General features: G+C 63.6%; 17 protein-coding genes. 1 reads left to right on the top strand and 16 read right to left on the bottom strand.

Annotated features, from left to right (window positions below; genetic code table 11):
* Window positions 1–5: 5 nt before the first annotated feature.
* The 10 genes from F3J14_RS17575 to rfbB all read right to left on the bottom strand — a co-directional run bounded on the left by F3J14_RS17575 (window position 6) and on the right by rfbB (window position 13,968).
* A complete protein-coding gene (locus tag F3J14_RS17575; RefSeq protein WP_166724079.1) occupies window positions 6–3,662 on the bottom strand; it encodes a glycosyltransferase in 3,657 nt (1,218 codons plus the stop codon).
* Between the two features lie 389 nt (window positions 3,663–4,051).
* Entirely contained in the window at window positions 4,052–5,488 is a 1,437-nt protein-coding gene (locus F3J14_RS17570; protein WP_166724078.1) for a PfkB family carbohydrate kinase, read from the bottom strand.
* 92 nt (window positions 5,489–5,580) lie between these two features.
* A complete protein-coding gene (locus F3J14_RS17565) occupies window positions 5,581–6,975 on the bottom strand; it encodes a methyltransferase domain-containing protein (protein WP_166724077.1) in 1,395 nt (464 codons plus the stop codon).
* Window positions 6,972–8,192 carry an ABC transporter ATP-binding protein gene (locus F3J14_RS17560; RefSeq protein WP_166724076.1) on the bottom strand — a complete coding sequence of 407 codons (1,221 nt, stop codon included), beginning with the start codon at window positions 8,190–8,192 and terminating at the stop codon, window positions 6,972–6,974. Before F3J14_RS17560 ends, F3J14_RS17565 begins: the two co-directional genes overlap by 4 nt.
* Complete coding sequence (locus F3J14_RS17555) at window positions 8,192–8,986, bottom strand: ABC transporter permease (RefSeq protein ID WP_166724075.1); 795 nt, start codon at window positions 8,984–8,986, stop codon at window positions 8,192–8,194. Before F3J14_RS17555 ends, F3J14_RS17560 begins: the two co-directional genes overlap by 1 nt.
* On the bottom strand, window positions 8,986–10,431 hold the full coding sequence (locus F3J14_RS17550) for a mannose-1-phosphate guanylyltransferase/mannose-6-phosphate isomerase (RefSeq protein ID WP_166724096.1): 1,446 nt from the start codon (window positions 10,429–10,431) through the stop codon (window positions 8,986–8,988). The genes F3J14_RS17555 and F3J14_RS17550 overlap by 1 nt, the downstream gene beginning before the upstream one ends.
* Window positions 10,432–10,570: 139 nt before the next feature.
* On the bottom strand, window positions 10,571–11,473 hold the full coding sequence (rfbD, locus tag F3J14_RS17545; protein ID WP_166724074.1) for a dTDP-4-dehydrorhamnose reductase: 903 nt from the start codon (window positions 11,471–11,473) through the stop codon (window positions 10,571–10,573).
* Window positions 11,466–12,017, bottom strand: a complete 552-nt coding sequence (gene rfbC / locus F3J14_RS17540; protein ID WP_166724073.1) for a dTDP-4-dehydrorhamnose 3,5-epimerase — start codon at window positions 12,015–12,017, stop codon at window positions 11,466–11,468. The genes rfbD and rfbC overlap by 8 nt, the downstream gene beginning before the upstream one ends.
* On the bottom strand, window positions 12,002–12,895 hold the full coding sequence (gene rfbA / locus F3J14_RS17535; protein ID WP_166724072.1) for a glucose-1-phosphate thymidylyltransferase RfbA: 894 nt from the start codon (window positions 12,893–12,895) through the stop codon (window positions 12,002–12,004). Before rfbA ends, rfbC begins: the two co-directional genes overlap by 16 nt.
* 11 nt (window positions 12,896–12,906) lie before the next feature.
* Window positions 12,907–13,968, bottom strand: a complete 1,062-nt coding sequence (gene rfbB, locus F3J14_RS17530; RefSeq protein ID WP_166724095.1) for a dTDP-glucose 4,6-dehydratase — start codon at window positions 13,966–13,968, stop codon at window positions 12,907–12,909.
* Window positions 13,969–14,312: 344 nt separating this feature from the next.
* Here rfbB and F3J14_RS17525 point away from each other — a divergent pair, with 344 nt between their 5' ends.
* On the top strand, window positions 14,313–15,152 hold the full coding sequence (locus tag F3J14_RS17525; protein ID WP_166724071.1) for a symmetrical bis(5'-nucleosyl)-tetraphosphatase: 840 nt from the start codon (window positions 14,313–14,315) through the stop codon (window positions 15,150–15,152).
* 31 nt (window positions 15,153–15,183) lie between these two features.
* Here F3J14_RS17525 and F3J14_RS17520 read toward each other — a convergent pair whose 3' ends face one another.
* From F3J14_RS17520 to F3J14_RS17495, 6 genes are all read right to left on the bottom strand, one after another.
* On the bottom strand, window positions 15,184–16,041 hold the full coding sequence (locus F3J14_RS17520) for a lysophospholipid acyltransferase family protein (protein ID WP_166724070.1): 858 nt from the start codon (window positions 16,039–16,041) through the stop codon (window positions 15,184–15,186).
* Window positions 16,042–16,060: 19 nt separating this feature from the next.
* On the bottom strand, window positions 16,061–17,347 hold the full coding sequence (locus tag F3J14_RS17515) for a dihydroorotase (RefSeq protein ID WP_166724069.1): 1,287 nt from the start codon (window positions 17,345–17,347) through the stop codon (window positions 16,061–16,063).
* Between the two features lie 61 nt (window positions 17,348–17,408).
* Window positions 17,409–18,440 (bottom strand): aspartate carbamoyltransferase catalytic subunit, encoded by a 1,032-nt coding sequence (locus F3J14_RS17510; RefSeq protein ID WP_006751103.1) that lies wholly within the window; start codon window positions 18,438–18,440, stop codon window positions 17,409–17,411.
* Window positions 18,441–18,514: 74 nt separating this feature from the next.
* On the bottom strand, window positions 18,515–19,030 hold the full coding sequence (gene pyrR / locus F3J14_RS17505) for a bifunctional pyr operon transcriptional regulator/uracil phosphoribosyltransferase PyrR (protein WP_166724068.1): 516 nt from the start codon (window positions 19,028–19,030) through the stop codon (window positions 18,515–18,517).
* The gene (gene ruvX / locus F3J14_RS17500) at window positions 19,017–19,466 is read right to left on the bottom strand and encodes a Holliday junction resolvase RuvX (RefSeq protein ID WP_006751105.1); all 450 of its coding nucleotides are present in this window, start codon (window positions 19,464–19,466) and stop codon (window positions 19,017–19,019) included. Before ruvX ends, pyrR begins: the two co-directional genes overlap by 14 nt.
* Window positions 19,463–20,041 (bottom strand): YqgE/AlgH family protein, encoded by a 579-nt coding sequence (locus tag F3J14_RS17495; RefSeq protein ID WP_006751106.1) that lies wholly within the window; start codon window positions 20,039–20,041, stop codon window positions 19,463–19,465. The genes ruvX and F3J14_RS17495 overlap by 4 nt, the downstream gene beginning before the upstream one ends.
* Between the last annotated feature and the right edge of the window lie 269 nt (window positions 20,042–20,310).

Here is a 20,310-nt window from a genome sequence, read left to right as displayed (position 1 = left end):
CAATGTCACTCGGTCTCCGCAGGGATTTCCATGCGGGGGACCACCTTGATGACCTGGCGCGTCGGTAATACGTTGTCCAGCAACTGCTGAACAGAGGTTTGCCAAGTCAGCGTCGGCATTCCCTCGGACTTCGGGTGGGTGCCTTGCCGATACAGCTCGAGCCAGTGTGTCACGGCCTGCGCCAACGCTTCGCCACTGTTGCCATGGAAATAATGCGCATGGCTCAGCGCTACCTCACGGAACACGGGCAAATCCCGCGCCAATATAGGCAGATGCTTGCGCCCCGCCTCGATCAGCGGCAACCCGAAGCCTTCGCCTTCCGACGCCGCAAGCAAACAACTGCAAGCGCCATAGACTTGCTCCAGGTATTCATCGCTGATGCTCTCCAGCCAGAATAGCCGCTTTCCAAGCTCGGGATGCGCGCGCAGTCGTGCGACCAGCTTATCGACCAGCCAACCGGATTTGCCGACGATCACCAGATTGACCGCCGTACCTTGTTGCCATAGTTGCTCAAAAGCAGTCAGCGCCTGTGCATGCCCTTTACGCGGCTCGACCGTCCCTACCATCAGGAAGCTGGGAGCCGCGCGCAATGCCTTGAGTATACGAGGTGCATCGCCCGGCATGCCGGTACTCGGTCGGGAATTCTGTACGTCTGCGCCGTAATGGAACCAGCCGACCTCGAGCGCGCGCTCGCGCTGGGGATGATGCTCGCGCAACCACTGCGTGAATTCGTCCGCCACCGTCCGGGAGCCGCACACGACACCGTCATAACGGGAGATCGTATTCAGCCATTTGTCGAACAGCGCCTCACTGCCCGGCGCAAAGTAGCTGGGCATCTGAACGCACAAGAGGTCGTACACGACAAACTGGATGCGAACGCCCTGGCGCGACATTTCATCAAGAAATGGTTCCTGAACGCCGATGCCGTACGGGTTTAGATCCAGCCCCAAAAAGACATCGCCGGCCTGAAAATCAATGGGATCTTCCTGCACCGCGCCGGGGTCACCCTGCCCCATGAATCGCGACCGCAAACGCTTTGCGTAAAAGTACCCCGTGCGGTCGTGCGTCGAGTAGACCGGCCAAACCTCGAAGTCTTTCGGCGGGTCCTGGAGCAGCTCGCTCAGAATACTCCGTACGACCCGTTGAATTCCGGTCCGGGCGTCATGGCTGACCAGCTCCGACACATCGACAAACAGCGCACGACGCGTTCGCGTGGGCAAGCTGAGCGCGATGCCCTGCGCGACTTGAGCCAGTTCATCTTCATTGCATTGACGCACCAAAGGCGCGAGGGCCTGGAACAACTTCTTGCGCGTCGACTTGACGCTCGGACGTGACGGTGCCGTCGGCAGCGCCGCGCCGTTCTGGGCCAGCAGCTCACGGCAGCGGGCAAACACCTCGTCCACCGTGATGTCATCGAGACAGAAAAAGTTGTGCGGACAATCGCGTCGCGCCGGAATGTGGCAGGGCGAGCACGCTGCCTCATTATGCAAGACATAGCTGTTGCCGAATACCGGCGCCCATTCGTGCGCGGTTTCCAGCCCGCCATAGACCCCCAGCGCCGTCACGCCCAGATAGGCCGCCATGTGTGCACCGCCGGAATTGTTGGCGACGCATAGCTGGTGGCCGGCGAGATGCCGCATCAGTTCGGGGATGCTGAGCCCCGCTTGAATCACCACTTTATCAATGCCGTCGAAGCTGAAACGCTGGGCTTCTTTTTCGCTGGCAAAGAAAACGCTGACGAGTTCGACCGCGGGATCCGCGGCCAGCCGGCGTGCCAATTCGTGGAATCGCGCGACAGGCCATTCCTTGGCATCGCCACCGGCGTAGGGAAACAGCGCAACCGCACGAGTATGCTGCTGCAACGGGGTGGCGATCGGCGGCAAAACCACATAGTCCGACGGATGCGCCGGCAGTGCGTCGACCAGAGCCAGCATCTGTTCGCTGATCGAAATGCGGTTCAGCGGCGTTTCCACGAACGGCAGGTCCTGATACGTGGGCAGTGCGATGTCGAGCTTGGCATCGATGGCCGGATCGAGGCTTCCATAGCCGACCTTGAGTCCCGCGTCGACTTGTGCCAGGACGAATCGCGTATCAGGCTGTCGCCTGAAATCGATAGCCAGGTCGTAGAAACCCAGTTGCTTCACGAACTCGATCAACGACCCGTCGGACAGCTCTGCCTGCAACGACGATTTGCGCTTGAAGTAGTCGAGCGTCAACACCCGGTCAAAGAATGGCAGCGTTTGAGCCAACGCCTGATTCCAGCTACCCACCACGATATCGATACTGGCCTTCGGGTATCGTGCGCGCAAACGGGAAATAGCCGGCACCGCCAGCAGCAGATCACCCATGTGATCCAGCTTGAGCAGCAGGATCCTGTTGATTTTCGGCTCGAACAGTGTGGTGCGCTCGAAGGTCACGGGTCGCGCCGCACGTGCCTCACGGGTTCGCTCGAAGGGCGCGATGGCCTGTAACACGAGCTTGGCGCTGCGATCCCACGAGAATGCCTGCGCCTGAATCCTGGCGTTCTCCAGCAACCGTGCACGCAGGCCATCGTCGGTCAGCGCCTGATGCATCTTGGCGCTGATGGCCGGCACCGACTGCGGATCAAACAGCGCCTCGGGGCTACCCATGACCTCCGGAAGACTGGCGGCGTCGGCGGCGATCACCACGGCGCCGCATGCCATCGCCTCAAGCGGCGGCAAGCCGAAACCTTCGTGCAGAGAAGGGAAGACAAACAGGTGGCACGTACTGAACAACGCCAGCAGCTCTTCATCAGAGATGTAATCGCTGAACAATAGCTCGTCGGCACGGAGGCCGACGCGTTGCGCATGTGCACGAAGCGCGCTCACTTCCGACTGCGGCATGCGACCGACAAACAGCAGCTGGTGGTGGTGGCGCGACGTATCAGGCAGTTGGGCGAACGCCTCGATCAGCCGCGGGAGATTCTTGCGAGCATCGGCCCCGCCCGTGTACATGATGAAAGGCCGCGTTACCCCCAGCCGCCGCTTCAGGGTCGCCAGCGAGTCTGCATCGGGCACGACGCGGGTAAACATTTGATCGCACGCGCCCGACACATTGGTCACCTTCTCGGGCGAAAATGGCAATGCACCCAATGCCTCCTGCCGGGCACTTTCCGAGATCGCAAGAAGATGGCGTGCCCGCTTCAGGTTCTCGATGCGGTCAGCATAATAGCCACGATAAACGGGGTTCGTCCGGTATTGCTCGTCCGGGTTGATCAGCGGAATCAGATCGTAAAGGATGACCGCGGTCGGCAGCGGCTCACCCAGTGCCCCAATGCTGATGACCGCGTCGTCCCCCAGCCCCTCGAACAGACTGGTGACCAGCACGATATCGGGATCGAGCGTTTCCAGAAACGCCTCTCGCACCCGTTCGGCAATGGCGCGACGCGACGCATTGCTTGCGTCGACCCAGCGCATCGGCCCCGGCGCCTGCCAGACCCGAATCCGCTCCTGCGGCACCAGCCCTCGAAATGCCTCACGGATCGGCCCGATGGTCTCAGGGAAAAGTCCGCTGAGCGCCAGGTAGACTTCATGGTCTCCCGCGTTGCGGGCAATGGCAAGCGCCAAGGAAAGGGAATAGCGCCCGATGCCCCGGAAGCGGCTCTCGGTTTGCGCTCCCTGCATGTCAATAACGATTCGCATGGTTGTCCTACTTTACTTGGCTACCGACGTCCACGAGGCCGTCTCGATCCCGGAACAATCCGGCGCTGCAGTGCATCGCGGTGCGCTGACGGAAAACGTCCGTCCAGCAGGCAGCCTCCAGTGGTAAACACGGCGCTGAACCTCGCTCCAGGTTCGTTCAATCAGAGAACTACCGTCAAACAAGCCTTCGAAACTCGTGCGGCTCACAACGTCGAGCCGGCGGCATTGCACCGTCAAGCGACGAAGCAGCGCGCTCCGCGGACGACCTGAAAAGCCGAGCCGCTCGCGAAACAGGCCCGAACCGGCGTCGTGACCCTGGACTGCCCATCGCGGCATGCCCGCTTCGCACGACCCGCGCGGGCTCAGCTTCCATTCGACAGCAAGCGAGATCATTGATCGCGCACCGTGCTGATCGTCCGAACGACACGCGTGGTCGGGTAGCCGTCGTGGAACGCGAGCGCGGCCACGCGGCCTCCGCGAGCGCTTACCGCGTCATGGCCAACGATGTCATTCACGTCGTAATCACCGCCCTTCACGAGCACGTCGGGGGCAAGCGACTCGATCAATTTCAACGGCGTCGGCGCATCGAACTCCACGACGTAATCCACTGCCGCCAGGCCGGCTAGCACTTCGGCGCGATCGGCCAGGGAATTGCCTGGGCGCCCGGCACCGTCGAGTTCGCGCAGCGAAGCATCGGAATTGAGCCCCACGACCAGAATGTCGCCCTGCGCACGCGCTTCATTGAGGAAGCGAATATGGGCAGGGTTCAGCGTGTCGAAACGGCCGTTGGTGAACACGATGACTTCCCCGCGCTGCCGATGCGTCAGCAGCAGCGTCCCGAGTGTTTCCTCATCCACCAGCTTCGGAGCACGCTGGCGTGACGGATTCAGTTGATCGCGAACCTCATCCGCCGTGACCACATAGGTGCCGGAATGCGAGACAGCGATGCCCGCCGCCACATTGGCGATATGCACCGCCTCGGATACCGGCGTACCGCGGGCCAGCGCCAGTGCGAGTGCCGAGAGCACGGTATCGCCGGCGCCCGAAACGTCGAAGACATCACGTGCGTGCGTGGGAATGCTGCCCTGATGTCCGTCCGTGCTCACATAGACCATGCCCTTCGCGCCACGGGTCACGACGAGATGCCGCAAGTTCAGCTCCGTCAACGCGTGACGTGCCCGCTCCAGCAGTTCCTCTTCGGAGGTGTAGTCGCCGAACAGCCCGATGAACTCGGAATTGTTCGGCTTGAGCAAGGTCGCGCCGCGATAGAACTCGGGGTCGGTCCGTTTCGGATCAACCAGCGTGGGAACATTCAAGGCCGCGGCTGCCGCCAGAAATTCCGGCAGGTGGTCCAGCGTACCCTTCGCATAATCGGAAAACACGATCAGGTCATGGTCGGGTGCGACCCGCGTGAATTCTTCGAGCAGCAGCGCCTGAGTACGTGCGGTCGGCCGCACATCGCGATCAACGCGGGCGATCTGTTGCGTACCCGCCATCAAGCGGGTCTTTTGCGTCGTGCCTCCCTCGGGGTCCGACACGAACCGTGTCTGTACGCCGTACTCTTGCAAGCACTTCTGAAGCTCGATTGACGCACTGTCGTGACCGACCACCGCCAGCAGTGTCGCGTCCCCGCCCATGGCACTGACGTTGGCGGCCACGTTCGCCGCACCGCCTGGCCGATTCTCGTCGCGACCGACCGCCAGAACGGGAACCGGTGCCTCAGGAGAAATGCGAGAGACGCCACCAATGACGTAGCGGTCAAGCATGATGTCGCCAACCACCAGGATTCGAGGTCTGATTGCGTTCGCGAGCTGGGGGTTATGCATGGGGGATGTTGTTTCCAAAGCAGCACTTACCATTGTTACCGTGCACACTGATCGCGTGCGCGGCAGTTCCATCTATTCGGTTACGCGCATCGTCACCGCGATTCGGACGCACGCGCGGCGGCCCGGAGCGCGTCGAGCACCTCACGGGCCGACTCGGGCAGCGCGCGTTGAGACGCGGGAGAACCGACTGCAGCGCTCGCCGACTGTGTCATGACGGCGCGCAGTCGACGGTCCAGCGCCGGACTCATCTGCACCAACCTGAGGGCCGCACGCTTCAATGCCGGCCGCTTCGCCAGTTCAGCCGCCCCGATTCTGAGTACGCCCTTGATTCGCGCCTTGATCCCGGGCAGCAACCTGCGTTCACGGATTGCAGAGGTCAATCTGCGCAGCGGAAAGCCGACCATGCGCACCGGCTTCGACACACGCCAGGACGTGCTGTGCAGCACGGCATGCAGCAGTTCATTCGCCTGCCGGGCCTGCGCTTCGGCGTGTTGCGCCCGCGCCTCCGCGGCGCCGAGCTGGTTCTCCGCATGCTGGCGCAACTCCTCCGCATGCCGACAGCGCTCCTCTGCAAGCTTGAGCCGGTCTTCGGTCACCTGCCTTTGCCCTGCATCCAGATCAGCTTCGACGGACTGAAGCCGCGCCTGGGCCAGTTGTAGCTGCCCGTCGAGCGCACGACATAGTTCGTCCAGCCGCTCGACGCCCGCTTCGGCTTTTTCCACCCGGAGCCGGACGGAGTCAGTGCGTGCTTCGTAACGGTCAGCCAGCCGCTCCAGCGACAGACCATACTCAGCCGCGAACACCTGAGCAAACTTCTCCTTGATTTCCGGAGCGGCAGCTTTCTGCGCGATGACCGCATAGTCGGGGCTTGCACCGCGTATCACGTCCAGCAGAGACACCGAGTGATCAGGATTACGCAGCGCCGGCGATTCCTGCAACCGGAGCGTCTTCACCGTCTCGAATCCACCGTGCTCGGCCACGAAAGACAACAGCAGCGACGGAATCGGCTTCTGATGCGTGGGATCCAGGTGAAAGTTGTTGGTCGCGACGGCGATATTTTCCGGATTCGGCGTTTCGAGGATCAGCAAACCGCCCGGCCGCAATACCCGCAACGCCTCGGAAACGACAGTCTGCAACTGCTCGAAGGTAATATGTTCGACGACATGGAAAGCCGACACGACGACCTGGCTCTCGGATTCCAGTGTCTTCAGATAGGCCACCGCATCGCCCTGCGTCGCGGGCAGGCCACGCTCCTCGCACGCTTGCAGCATGCCGGCGTCCAGGTCGACGCCGAAAGGCGTCAACCCTTGTTCGGCCATCAGCTCCAGCCACTCGCCACGACCACAGCCGAGGTCGAACGTGCCGCCCCCCGGATAGATCGATGCCAGCGGTTCGACGAACGGCAAATACTGCCTGCGGATGCGCTTGATGAGGTCCCGGGGCGCGTAATAGCGCTCTTCAAACGCCCGGTAGAAATTGTCGCTCACGACATCACCTTCGCCTGTGTCGGCATCCACGTCATCCCGACGAATTCGCTCTCGTTGCCGTTCACCATGCTGAATGTAAGGGCATGATCCCTCCACTCGAAATTGTTCTGCATGTGCGTGCTGCCCGTATGCAATGCCACGGCAACCGAATAGCTGCCCGGGCCGATGTTCGCCGGAAATTCGAAATCGACCGTCGCGTTCGCCCCGGCAGCCACGTCCCCGATGTCGGACTTGAGATTGTGCGTGTTCGTGCCAAAGACGGTTTGCCCCAATCTGTCCTTGATCATGAAGCCCATGACCAGATCCTGCACGGACTCACGACATTCGGCGGATATCCGCAGCGTCACCGGCTGCCCGACATGAGCGACTTCGATCGGTCTGCCATCTCGATTCAGCAACGTCACCTGATCGATCGTGACTTCGCCCGTCCCGGAAATGGTCTGGACCTTGCCGGTCTCGAGCACTTCCTGACGGACCTGCTGATCCTGGTGGTCCGCCAGCATCGCGTTGTAGTAGTCCATGACCGCCTCGGGCGTCCCTTCCATCTCCAGCCGCCCGGCATTCAACAGGATCGCGCGGTCGCAGATGGCCTGAATCGCAGCCTTGTCGTGCGCGACGATCAGCAACGTCGTGCCCTGCTTGCGAAACTCGCGGATGCGATCGAAACTCTTGTGCTGGAAATAGGCGTCACCGACCGAGAGCGCCTCGTCGACGATCAGGATGTCCGGACGACGAGCCGTCGCGACACTGAACGCGAGACGTACCTGCATCCCGCTCGAATAAACGCGCACCGGCTGGTCGATGTATTCGCCGATTTCGGCGAACGCCTCGATTTCCGGCATCAACGCGACGATCTCTTCGACGCTGTAACCGAGCAGCTGCCCTGCCATCATCACGTTCTGGCGCCCGGTGAAGTCCGCATGGAACCCCATTCCCAGCTCGAGCAATGCTGCGATCTGGCCAGTCCGCGTCACGCTGCCGACGGTCGGCTGCGTGGTGCCGACAATCATTTTCAACAGCGTGCTTTTGCCGGCGCCGTTAATGCCGACAATACCCAGCGCCTCGCCGGAGCGAACCGAGAAATTGACGTCACGCTGCACCCAGTGCAGCGTGTGATGAGGCTTGCGACGCGGATCCAGCCACTCGAGAAGTCGCGACCACCGCGTTGGATACTGCTTGTATGCCTTGCCAAGATTGGTAACGGTAATGGTGCCCATCAGAGTTCATCCACCATTTCACCCGCATGCTTGCGGAACAAACGGAAGCCGGCGAGACACAGCACGATGCTCAATACGAACGGATACAACAGCGTCGACCAGTCCGGCCAGACGTGTTGCACCATCGTGACCTGGAAGGCTTCGATCACGCGCGCCATCGGATTGAAGTGCAACGCCTCCTGTGCAGACTTCGACAAAATGTTGGCCGCATAGACGACCGGCGTCAGCCAGAACCAGAAATTCAGCACGATCCCGAAGAACTGCCCGACGTCGCGGAAAAACACGTTCAACACGCCGAGCGTGATACCCAGTCCGATCGCAAACAACGTCATCAGGGTCAACACGGGAATGATGGCGAAATAGGGCAAACCGGGGAAATTGCCCGTCATCACCAGGAACACCGTAAACAGCCCGAACACAATCGCGAAATTGACCATCGCGTTGATCACCACGATGATCGGCAGGCACAACCGCGGGAAGCTCAGCTTTTTGAGCAAGTTCGCGTTGTTGACGAATGTGTTCTGGCCGTTGCTGACGATTTCGACAAACATGCCCCACGGCAACACACCGGCGCACAGGTGAATGCTGTACGCGAACGTGCTGTCCACCCCGGGCAAGCGCGCATGCATGACGCGCGAGAAGATCACCGTGTACACGACGATCATCGCAAGCGGATTGAGCACGGTCCACGCCGCGCCAAGCAGCGAATTACGGTACTTGGACTGGAATTCCCGTTTGACGCTGCCCAGAATGAAACCGCGATAGGCCCAAAGGATTTTCAACATCCCTAGCATCACGCCCGCCCGTAAACGTCCTGGAAGCGAACGATGTCGTCTTCCCCGAGATACTCGCCGCTTTGCACCTCGATCATCACGAGATCCAGCACGCCCGGGTTCTCGAGTCGGTGCTTGTGACCGGCAGGAATGTAGGTGGACTCATTGGTGCGCACGAAGATTTCCTGATCTCCGTTCACGACCTTGGCCATGCCGGACACGACAATCCAGTGCTCGCTCCGGTGATGGTGCATTTGCAGACTCAGGCTGGCGCCCGGCTTGACCTCGATGCGCTTGATCTTGAAGCGGGGCCCCTCTTCCAGCACGGTGTAGGTCCCCCAGGGACGACTCACGGTGCGATGCAGCTTGTACGCTTCGTGATTCTGCTTCTTGAGGCGAGCCACGACCCGCTTCACGTCCTGTGCGCAATCGGGATGGGCAACCAGGAGCGCATCCGGCGTATCGATAATCATCAGATCAGCCACGCCCACGGCCGCCACCACGCGGTCCTGGCTCTGCACATAGGTATTCCGGCTGTCGATGAAGATTGCTTCGCCGATAGCGCGGTTACTGTCCGCGTCCGGCGAAACCAGATCACGAACCGCTCCCCACGAACCGATATCGCTCCACCCGAAACTGGACGGCACGACCGCCACGTTCGTCGAGCGCTCCATCACTGCGTAGTCGATCGAGATATCGGGCATCTTTGCGAAAGACTCCGCGGGAATCTCGAGCATCTGCTCCGACGTGTTGTTCGCCTTCAGCGCCGACCAGCACGCCTCGGCCGCTGTCGCGACGTCCGGCGCATAGCGTGCCATTTCGTCCAGAATGACCCCTGCCTTGAAGCAGAACATCCCGGAATTCCACAGATAGTTGCCAGCGGCAAGATATTCGGCCGCCTTGTCGGCATCCGGCTTTTCGACGAAACGCAGCGCGGCCCGACCTGCGCCGATCGTCTGCCCGGCCTCGATGTAACCGAAGCCTGTATCCGCGCGGGTCGGCACGATGCCGAACGTCACCAGCTTGTCCTGATTCGCCAGTTCGACGGCACTCGCGACCGCGGCGGAAAATCCTTGTTGATCCTGAACCAGATGATCGGCCGCGAGAATCAGCATCAGCGCATCGCGCCCGTACTTTTCCGCGACGTGATGGGCCGCCATTGCGACTGCGGGTGCGGTGTTGCGACCGGCAGGTTCGAGCATGAATGCGCCGGACAGAGATTCACCAAGCTTCACGCCTGCGAACTCGTCCTTGCTCATGAAGTAGTAGTCGCGATTGGTGACCGTGAGAATCTCCCGATGCTGCGACCCCGTACCACCGCCGACCACGGCAGCCGCGCGGCGATAGGTTTTCAGGAGCAGGCTCTCGCCGTCCGCAAGCTTCATGAATGGTTTCGGGTGCCCTTCACGAGAGACCGGCCAAAGTCGTGTGCCTGCGCCACCAGACAGGATGACGGGGATCAATATCACTTTCACTCCAGATTTGGTTTTCCAACCGCGAAAGGAAGGCTTTCACCGCCTTTCGCCTTTGATTCAACAGTCCGTCAGCAAAAAATATCGGCCACTTAGGCCAACTTAGTTGGGACAGAATTATAGCCGACGCACCCTACTCGCCCAGACAGAGCCTCAGTGCATCGTCCCATGCCGGCATCGTCACGCCGAACGTCCGCGCCAGCTTTTCCAGCGCCATCCGCGAATTCGCCGGGCGCTTCGCCGGAACCGGATACTCGCTCGCCGGAATCGGCAATACCTTCGGCGCAAGCTCGCCCATCGCGTGATCAAGAATCGCCTGCGCGAAGCCGCACCACGACGTCGCGCCGGACGACGTGAAGTGATAGACGCCGGAACGCTTCGCCCACCAATCGGCGACATCATCCGCGGCGGCTTGCTGCGCGATGATGTGCGAGGTGACGACGGCGATCGTCCGGGCCCAGGTCGGCGCACCGACCTGATCCGCCACGACACGCAACTCCGGCCGCTCCTTGCCGAGCTTCAGCATGGTCAGCAGGAAGTTCTTTCCGCGCCGCCCGTACACCCAGCTCGTCCGGAGAATCAAATGCGCACACCCCGTCGCCGCGATCGCCTGCTCGCCTTCAAGCTTGGTCGCGCCGTAAGCATTCACGGGATTCGTCGCATCGGTTTCCGTATAGGCGCCGGCCTTCGTGCCATCAAACACGTAATCGGTCGAATAATGAATCAGCGCGCCGCCGGTGCGCGCCATCTCCTCGGCGAAGATGCGCGGCACGTCTGCATTCAGGCGGCGCGCAGCGTCGACTTCGGTCTCGGCCTTGTCCACCGCCGTATAGGCCGCCGGATTCACGATGAGGGATGGCTTCAGGTCCCGTACGAACGCGCGCACTCGATCGAGATCCGAAAGATCCAGCGTCGACCGATCGCACGGCACCACACGTCCGAGCCCTTGGAGCGACCGCAGCAATTCGAACCCGACCTGGCCGTTCACGCCAGTCACGAGGATCGTCGGTTCAGGATGCACGCCACCCTCACGCATACACTTCCGCCTCGCTCAAACGCTTGCCCGCCGCGTCCTTCGGAGCCAATACCGGGGCCGCATCGATCGGCCACTCGATCCCGATTTCGGGATCGTCCCACACGATGCAGCGCTCGTGTTCCGGATACCAGTAGTCGGTCGTCTTGTACAGGAACTGCGCCGCCTCCGACAACACGACGAAGCCGTGCGCGAAGCCGGGCGGCACCCAGAGCTGGCGATGATTGTCCGCCGACAGTATCACGCCGACCCACTTGCCGAAGGTCGGCGAACTGCGCCGGATGTCGACGGCGACGTCAAATACCTCGCCTTCCACCACGCGCACGAGCTTCCCCTGCGCATGCTGAACCTGATAGTGCAACCCGCGCAGCACGCCCTTCGCCGAACGCGAATGGTTGTCCTGGACGAACTCGATGCCAGGCCCGATATGCTCGGCGAATTCCCGCCCGTTGAAGCTTTCGTAGAAATACCCGCGCGCGTCGCCGAACACCTTCGGCTCGATGAGCTTGACGTCGGGCAGCGCCGTTGCCGTTACTTGGATTGCCATGCGACCTGACTCGTGAGAAGACTCGTGAGGTATTGACCGTAGGCGTTCTTCGACAATGGCTCGGCCAGTTTCTGTACCTGTTCCGCATCGATCCAGTTGCGGCGGTACGCGATCTCCTCGGGGCAGGCGACCATGAGACCCTGACGCTTCTGCAGCGTCGCGATGAATGTCGCGGCCTCGATCAGCGAATCATGGGTGCCGGTGTCGAGCCATGCATAGCCGCGCCCCATGATCTCGACATTCAGCGCGCCCGCAGCGAGATAGCGCGAATTGACGTCGGTGATTTCCAGCTCACCCCGCGGCGACGGCTTGATGTCCGCCGCGATATCGCACACGTGATTGTCGTAGAAGTACAGACCGGTGACGGCATAGTGCGAGCGCGGTTTGGCCGGCTTTTCCTCGATCGACACGGCACGGAAGTCCTGGTCGAATTCGACGACGCCGTAACGCTCCGGATCGTGCACGTGATAGGCGAACACCGTCGCGCCCGCATCCTGCGCGTCCGCGCGCTCGAGCTGCTTCGCCAGGTCGTGACCATAGAAGATGTTGTCGCCAAGGATCAGCGCCGACGGATCCCGGCCAACAAATTCCCTGCCGATGATGAATGCCTGCGCAAGGCCGTCCGGCGACGGTTGCACGGCGTACTGGATATTCATTCCCCACTGACTGCCGTCGCCGAGCATGGCTTCGAAGCGCGGGGTGTCCTGCGGCGTCGAGATGATCAGGACGTCGCGAATGCCCGCGACCATCAGCGTCGAGAGCGGGTAATAGATCATCGGCTTGTCGTAGACCGGCAGCAGCTGCTTCGAGACCGCATGCGTGATCGGATACAGACGCGTGCCGGAACCGCCGGCGAGAATGATGCCCTTACGTGCCATCGATGAACTCCTCAAGCGCGTGCTGCGTAGTTGGTTTCAACCCACTTGCGGTATTCACCCGAGGCCACCTCGTCCACCCACACCTGGTTGTCGAGATACCACGCGACCGTCTTCGCCATACCGGTCTCGAACGTCTCCGCGGGCTTCCAGCCGAGCTCGCGCTCGAGCTTGCGCGCATCGATCGCATAACGACGATCATGGCCGGGACGGTCCGTCACATAGGTGATCTGGTCGCGGTATGAACCCGCTGCCTTCGGGCGCGCCTGGTCCAGCAAATCGCACAGCGTATGCACGACGTCGAGGTTCTTCTTCTCGTTCCAGCCGCCGACGTTGTAAGTCTCGCCGGGCACGCCTCGCGCGAGCACTTCACGAATCGCGCTGCAGTGGTCGCCGACGTACAACCAGTCGCGCACGTTCTGCCCATCACCGTAGACGGGCAGCGGCTTGCCGGCGAGCGCATTGGCAATCATCAGCGGAATGAGTTTCTCCGGAAACTGGTACGGACCGTAGTTGTTCGAGCAGTTCGTGGTGAGCGTGGGCAGGCCGTACGTATGATGATAGGCGCGCACGAGATGATCGGAACCCGCCTTGGTCGCCGAATACGGGCTATTAGGCGCGTACGGCGTGGTTTCCGAGAACTGCGGATCGGTGGCCGACAGCGAGCCGAACACTTCGTCCGTCGATACGTGCAGAAAACGAAAGGCCGACCGGTCTGCTTCGTTCAGGCCGTTCCAGTATGTCCGTGCGGCTTCGAGCAGCGTGAACGTGCCCACCACATTGGTCTGAACAAAATCCGCCGGGCCGTGAATCGAGCGATCGACATGGCTTTCAGCGGCGAAATGCAGGACAGCGCGGGGCTGGTATTCGGCGAACAGCGCGTCGAGCGCGGCGCGATCACAGATGTCGGCGCGTACGAACACGTGTTGCGGGCTCCCGTCCAGCGACTGCAGCGTGCGACGATTGCCAGCGTAGGTCAGCTTATCGACATTGAGCACGGCCTCGTCGGAATGACGCAGCCAGTCGAGTACAAAATTTGCGCCGATAAAACCCGCGCCACCCGTCACCAGGATCATGAGGCTCCCTTTAGTCGTCCGCGGCAGACCTCGAGCACGAGCCGCCCTCATTTCGAACAGCGACAACGCCAAGGTGCGCGTCGCTCAAGGCGGGCATTCTAACTTCTCACCGTGACCGTCAAAGTCATGAAATGCTAATTTTGTCGAGGAAGCGGCAATTATAGGAAGCAAGCCGCTCTAAAAGCCATGGTGCTAACAACTTGAAACAGTGGTCCACGCGCGCCGACACGAATGAAATTATGTTTTAAATCAACCTGTTAAGATGGAACAAAGTTGTGCACGGGCGTATTGTGGCGCCCGCGCCATTTTCCAATCAGCGTCAAAATTTGCAACATCCACTCCTCATGCCGCCCACTCCCATCGCCATCGGCGACATCCAAGGCTGTCATTCCGCTTTCCACCTGCTGCTGGAAAAGCTTTCAGCCCCCGCCGACACCCCGCTATGGATCGCCGGTGACGTCGTCAACCGCGGCCCCGATTCCCTCGCCGCGCTGCGTGCGCTCGTCGAACTCGGCCCACGCGCGACCGTCGTGCTCGGCAATCACGATCTCCACCTGCTCGCGGTTGCAGCGGGCATCCGCACCGAACGCCCGGGCGACACGATCGGCGAAATCCTCGACGCGCCCGACGCCGACGCCCTGCTCGAATGGGTCCGTCACCGCCCGTTCGCGCATTTCGAACACGGGATGCTGCTCGTGCACGCGGGCGTACTGCCGCAATGGGACACGGCGCTCGCGCTCGAACTCGCTGACGAATTGCAGCACGCACTGCGCGCGCCGGATTGGCGCGAAACGCTACAAAACCTGTACGGCAACGAGCCGAATCGATGGAGTCCGACCCTGAAGAAACGCGACCGGATGCGCGTCGCGTTCAACGCGTTCACGCGCCTGCGCTTCTGCACGCCCGAGGGCGCGATGGAGTTCAAGGCCAACGGCGGCCCCGACAGTGCGCCGCCCGGCTACCTGCCGTGGTTCGACGTGCCGGGCCGCCGCACCGAAGACGTGACGCTCGTGTTCGGCCATTGGGCCGCGCTCGGCCTGATGCTGCGCGACAACGTCGTCGGGCTCGACTCGGGATGCGTGTGGGGAAACCAGCTGTCGGCCGTGCGACTGACGGCCGACCCCGCACAGCGTACGGTCACGCAGGTGCAATGCGAAGCGTGCCGCACGCAGGGCGGCGAATAGCCCGCACGCGACACGCGCGGGCGAAAGAACATCACCCCTCGCGCCCCGGCACCGCCTCCTCGGCCGCGGCTCCGTCCGTCGCCCCCGCGCCGACTTCGGTTGCCGGATACGCATGCCTCTCGAGCTCCGCCAGCGACTCGGGCGACGGCTTGCCGACCTTCGCCTGCAGCGTCTCGAGGGCGGCCGCGATCGCGTCGCGCGCCGCCGCGGAGGTCGCCCGGCGGTCGCCGCCCGGCGCGATCGGCTCGCACACGTACAGGTGCGCGACGAGCGGGCCGCCGCGCAACACCATGTCGAGCGACTTCCCGAGCGACAGCTCGCCCGTGTAGGCCGGCGCGACCGACTGCCGCCGCTGCGCGTCCTCGTACATCAGGCAGACCGGCTGCACCGCGCAGCCGGCCGACACCGCGGCCTGGAACAGGTTCGCATGGAACGGCAGCAGCGCCTGCCCGTCCGACGTGGTGCCTTCCGGAAACACGCACATCAGCCCGCCGTTGCGCAGGCGCTCGGCCATCTCGTGCATGATCCGCATTGCCTCGGTACGCTTCTCGCGCTGCAGGAACACGGTATCGAGCTTCTCCGCGAGCCATCCGACGACCGGCCACTGCCGCACCTCGGCCTTCGACACGAACGGCGTCGGCCGCCACGCGTTGAGCGCATAGATGTCGAGCCACGACACGTGATTGCCGACCACGAGCGCGCTCGCGTCGAGCCGCGCGCCGTCGTTGTGGACGACGAGACGCATCCCGCAGATGCGCAGCATCTTGATGGACCAGCGGCGCGTCATCTCGGCGCGGCGCGCGGGCGTGACATGCGAAAAGCGCAGCGCGACGATCGCCATGCCGCGCAGCAGGTGAAAGACGAGACGCAGCTTGCGAAGAGCGGTCATGGCGAGGATCCGGCGTGGTTCAGTGGCGCTCGAACGCGACCTGCCCTGCCACGAGCGTCGCGCGCACGCAGGCCGGCAGTTCGTAGCCGAGGAACGGCGAGTTGTGCCCCTGGCTCTTCAGCGCACGCGGCTCGACGCGCCAGTGCGCGCGCGGGTCGAATACGCACAGGTCGGCCGCGGCGCCTTCGGCCACGCGGCCGGCCGGCAGCTGCAACACATTGGCCGGCGCGGCCGTGATGCGGCGCAGCGCCTGCGCAAGCGGCGTGTTCGTTTCATCGGCCCACTTCACCGTGAGCGACAGCAGCAGTTCGAGCCCCGTCGCACCGGGCGTCGCTTCGCCGAACGGCAGCAGCTTCTCGTCGTCGTCGACCGGCGTGTGATCGGAGCAGATCGCGTCGATCGTGCCGTCGGCGAGGGCTGCGCGGATCGCTTCGCGGTCGCGCTCGCCGCGCAGCGGCGGGTCGAGCCGGAACTGCGAATCGAAGTAGCCGATGTCGATGTCGATCAGATGCAGGTGATTCACGCCGACGTCGCACGTCACGGGCAGCCCCTCGGCCTTCGCCTCGCGCACGAGCGCGAGGCCGGCCGCCGACGACAGGCGGGCGAGGTGCACGCGCGCGCCCGTCACGCGCATCAGTTCGAAGATCGTGTGCAGCGCGATCGTCTCGGCCGCGACCGGCACGCCGGACAGCCCGAGCCGCGACGCGAGCGCACCGCTCGCGGCGACGCCGCCACGCCCGATGAACGCGTCGAGCGGACGCAGCCACGTCGTGTAGCCGTAGGTGCTCGCGTACTGCAGTGCGCGCAGCAGCACCTGGGTGTCGCGCACCGGCACGTTCGCGTGCGTGAAGCCGACGCAGCCCGATTCGGTCAGCGCGACCATCTCGGTGATCACCTCGCCCTTCAGGCCGACGGTAAGCGCGCCGAGCGGATGGACGTTCGCCTGGTGCAGGTTGCGCGCGCGGAACTTGAGCATCTCGACGAGGCCCGGCTCGTCGAGCACGGGGTCGGTGTCCGGCGGGCACACGAGGGTCGTGACGCCGCCGGCGACGGCCGCGGCCATCTCGGACGCGAGCGTGGCCTTGTGCTCGTAGCCGGGTTCGCGCAACCGCGCGCACAGGTCGACGAGGCCGGGGGCGACGATCAGTCCCGACGCGTCGATCGTCTTCTCCGCGTTGAAACCGGCCGGCGCTGTACCGGCCTCGGCGAGCGCGGCGATCTTGCCGTCCGCGACGAATACGTCGGCCTGCCGCTCGGTGCCGGCGACCGGATCGATCAGCGTGCCGCCTTGGATATGAATCTTCATGCGCTGTCTGTGAATGCGTTGATTGCGTTGAATGCCTGGATCAGGATGCGCGAAAGCGGGCTCAGTCGCTGTTGCCGGCGACGATGCCCATCACCGCCATCCGCACGGCGATGCCGAACGTGACCTGGTTGAGGATCACCGACTGCGGACCGTCGGCGACCTGCGAGTCGATCTCGACGCCGCGGTTCATCGGGCCCGGATGCATCACGATCGCGTCGGGCGCGGCGAGCGCGAGGCGCTCGGGCGTCAGGCCCCAGGTCTTGAAGTACTCCTGCGCAGACGGCAGCAGCGCGCCGCTCATCCGCTCGTTCTGCAGGCGCAGCATGATGATCACGTCGACGCCCTTCAGCCCTTCGTCGAGGTTGTTGAACACCTTCACGCCCATCTGCTCGAGACCGCCCGGCAGCAGCGTGCGCGGGCCGATCGCGCGCACTTCCGGCACGCCGAGCGTGGTGAGCGCGTGGATGTCCGAGCGCGCGACGCGCGAATGCAGGATGTCGCCGACGATCGCCACGCGCAGCTTCGTGAAGTCGCGCTTGTAGTGGCGGATCGTGTACATGTCGAGCAGGCCCTGCGTCGGGTGCGCATGGCGGCCGTCGCCGGCGTTGATCACGTGCACGTGCGGCGCGCAGTGCTCGGCGATCAGGTACGGCGCGCCGCTCGATGCGTGACGCACGACGAACAGGTCGGCATGCATCGCCGACAGGTTGTTGATCGTGTCGAGCAGCGACTCGCCCTTGCTCGTCGACGACGCGTTGATGTTCAGGTTCAGCACATCGGCCGACAGGCGCGTCGCGGCGATCTCGAAGGTCGTGCGCGTGCGCGTCGAATTCTCGAAGAACAGGTTGAACACCGACTTGCCGCGCAGCAGCGGCACCTTCTTCACCTCGCGGTCCGTCACGCTGACGAACTGCTCGGCCGTGTCGAGAATGTGATTGACGATCGAGCGCGGCAGGCCCTCGATCGACAGCAGGTGTTTCAGCTCGCCGTTTTTCGTGAGCTGCGGGTTGCCCTTCAGGAAACCGTAGCGGAACCGCTCGGGGCTCGCGGCCGCAGCGGGATTGCCGGTGCGGCCAGTGGTGTCGGTGGTCATGGTGTGCGTGATTCCAACTATGCAAACGGGCCGCGGCGCGAACCGGCGGCCCGGGATACGGTTTCGCGGTTCGCTCAGGCGCCGTGCGCCTCGATGCGCAGCGTGAGCTGGGCGGCTTCGTCGCGCGCGAGCACGAGCGTCGCATCGGCCGGCACGTCGAGCGTGCCGCCCGCGAAGCGCGCGGCGACCGGCAGCTCACGGCCGCCGCGATCGGCGAGCACCGCGAGCTCGACCGCGGCCGGACGGCCGTAGTCGAACAGTTCGTTGAGCGCGGCGCGCACGGTGCGGCCGGTGTACAGCACGTCGTCGACGAGCACGATGCGCGCGCCGCCGACCTCGAACGGCAGCGACGTCGGGCTGGCCTGGCTGTGCAGCCCCTTCTTCGCGTAGTCGTCGCGATGCAGCGCGACGTTCACGACGCCGAAGTCCGGCGCGCCGAGATCGCGCGCGAGGCGCTCGGCGAGCCACGCGCCGCCGCTGTAAATGCCGGCGAGCCGCGGGCCGCCCGGCTCGGCGAAGGCTGTGCCGTATGCGTCGCGAATCTGGTCGAGCAGGACGCGGTAGAGCGCGTCGGCGTCAATGGTGCTCATGGTCGGACAATTGATCGAGATACTGTTGAAGGATCACGCGCGCGGCCTCGGCATCGAGCATCTCGGCGCGTGCGCGCCCGCGCACGTTGCGCTCGCGCAGACCGGCCTCGGCCTCGACCGACGAATAGCGTTCGTCGACCCACGTGACGGGCAGCCCGAAGCGACCGTTCAGCTGGTTGCCGAAGCGCTTCGCCTGCTGCGTCATCTCGTGCGGCGTGCCGTCCGGATGCATCGGCAGGCCGACGACGAGCGCGTCCGGCCGCCATTCGGCCAGCAGGTCGCCGACCGCCTTGAAGCGGTGTTCGCGGTTCAGGTTGGGAATCACGACGAGCGCGCGGGCCGAGCGCGTCAGCGCATTGCCGATTGCGACCCCGATCCGCTTCTCGCCGTAGTCGAACGCCAGGAGCGTCGCATCGCGCGCACTCGCGCCACTCATGCGTGCCCTGCTTCGCCGGACAGCATCGACGAGCTGACGCCAAGCAGGCCGAGCGCGGCTTCGAAACGCTCCTCGGCCGGCGTATCGAACACGATGCGCGGATCGGCGGCAACCGTCAGCCAGCCGTTGCGGGAAATTTCTTCCTCGAGCTGCCCTGCGCCCCAGCCTGCATGGCCGAGCGTCAGCAGGAAGCGCTTCGGGCCGGTGCCCGTCGCGACCGCCTCGAGCACGTCCTTCGACGTCGTCATCTCGAGCCCACCCTCGACCGACATGGACGAGTTGTAGTTCGCGCCCTCGACCGGCTCGTGCAGCACGAAGCCACGCTCGGTCTGCACCGGGCCGCCGAAGTACACGGGAATGTGCAGCAGCGGCTCGATGTCGAGCTTCAGGTCGATGCGGTTGAACAGCGATTCGAGGTCGATGTCGGTGGGACGATTGATGACGAGGCCGAGCGCTCCGCGCTCGCTGTGATCGCAAAGATAGACCACCGTTCCTGAAAACGTCGGATCGGCCATGTTGGGCATGGCAATCAGGAACTGGTTGGTGAGATTGATGCGATCGGAAGGCTTTGACATGGTTTGAATTTTAGCAAAGACGCCGCGACCTGACCGGGCCGCGATCAACAAGCAACGCCGCGCGACGCTGGCAACGACGCACGCGGATCACACGGCACTCTAACACGCGCGCGGGCGCTGTCGGCAGCGTGTTGCCGGCCCGCGCGACAAGGGCTGCCGACGTGTACGCGCCCCGTTGCGCGTCAGGTCCGGCCGAGCGCCTCGCCGAGCGCCCCGGACGCCGCGGTCAGGTCCGGCGGCGCCACCCCCGCGGCGATCTTCAGCAGCGC

Origin of the sequence: Burkholderia sp. Tr-862, assembly GCF_011753085.1 — a bacterium.
Classification (GTDB): domain Bacteria; phylum Pseudomonadota; class Gammaproteobacteria; order Burkholderiales; family Burkholderiaceae; genus Burkholderia; species Burkholderia ambifaria.
This window is presented reverse-complemented; position numbering and strand designations above follow the sequence as displayed.

What these genes read in the sequence shown, in the direction of transcription:
- F3J14_RS17510 (WP_006751103.1), bottom strand. Translation starts at nt 18,440, where the DNA reads ATGACCACCGACACCACTGGCCGCACCGGCAATCCCGCTGCGGCCGCG.
- F3J14_RS17575 (WP_166724079.1), bottom strand. Translation starts at nt 3,662, where the DNA reads ATGCGAATCGTTATTGACATGCAGGGAGCGCAAACCGAGAGCCGCTTC.
- rfbB (WP_166724095.1), bottom strand. Translation starts at nt 13,968, where the DNA reads ATGATCCTGGTGACGGGTGGCGCGGGTTTTATCGGCGCAAATTTTGTA.
- rfbA (WP_166724072.1), bottom strand. Translation starts at nt 12,895, where the DNA reads ATGGCACGTAAGGGCATCATTCTCGCCGGCGGTTCCGGCACGCGTCTG.
- F3J14_RS17525 (WP_166724071.1), top strand. Translation starts at nt 14,313, where the DNA reads ATGCCGCCCACTCCCATCGCCATCGGCGACATCCAAGGCTGTCATTCC.
- F3J14_RS17515 (WP_166724069.1), bottom strand. Translation starts at nt 17,347, where the DNA reads ATGAAGATTCATATCCAAGGCGGCACGCTGATCGATCCGGTCGCCGGC.
- F3J14_RS17555 (WP_166724075.1), bottom strand. Translation starts at nt 8,986, where the DNA reads ATGCTAGGGATGTTGAAAATCCTTTGGGCCTATCGCGGTTTCATTCTG.
- rfbD (WP_166724074.1), bottom strand. Translation starts at nt 11,473, where the DNA reads ATGCGTGAGGGTGGCGTGCATCCTGAACCGACGATCCTCGTGACTGGC.
- F3J14_RS17520 (WP_166724070.1), bottom strand. Translation starts at nt 16,041, where the DNA reads ATGACCGCTCTTCGCAAGCTGCGTCTCGTCTTTCACCTGCTGCGCGGC.
- F3J14_RS17495 (WP_006751106.1), bottom strand. Translation starts at nt 20,041, where the DNA reads ATGTCAAAGCCTTCCGATCGCATCAATCTCACCAACCAGTTCCTGATT.
- F3J14_RS17560 (WP_166724076.1), bottom strand. Translation starts at nt 8,192, where the DNA reads ATGGGCACCATTACCGTTACCAATCTTGGCAAGGCATACAAGCAGTAT.
- ruvX (WP_006751105.1), bottom strand. Translation starts at nt 19,466, where the DNA reads ATGAGTGGCGCGAGTGCGCGCGATGCGACGCTCCTGGCGTTCGACTAC.
- rfbC (WP_166724073.1), bottom strand. Translation starts at nt 12,017, where the DNA reads ATGGCAATCCAAGTAACGGCAACGGCGCTGCCCGACGTCAAGCTCATC.
- F3J14_RS17570 (WP_166724078.1), bottom strand. Translation starts at nt 5,488, where the DNA reads ATGCATAACCCCCAGCTCGCGAACGCAATCAGACCTCGAATCCTGGTG.
- pyrR (WP_166724068.1), bottom strand. Translation starts at nt 19,030, where the DNA reads ATGAGCACCATTGACGCCGACGCGCTCTACCGCGTCCTGCTCGACCAG.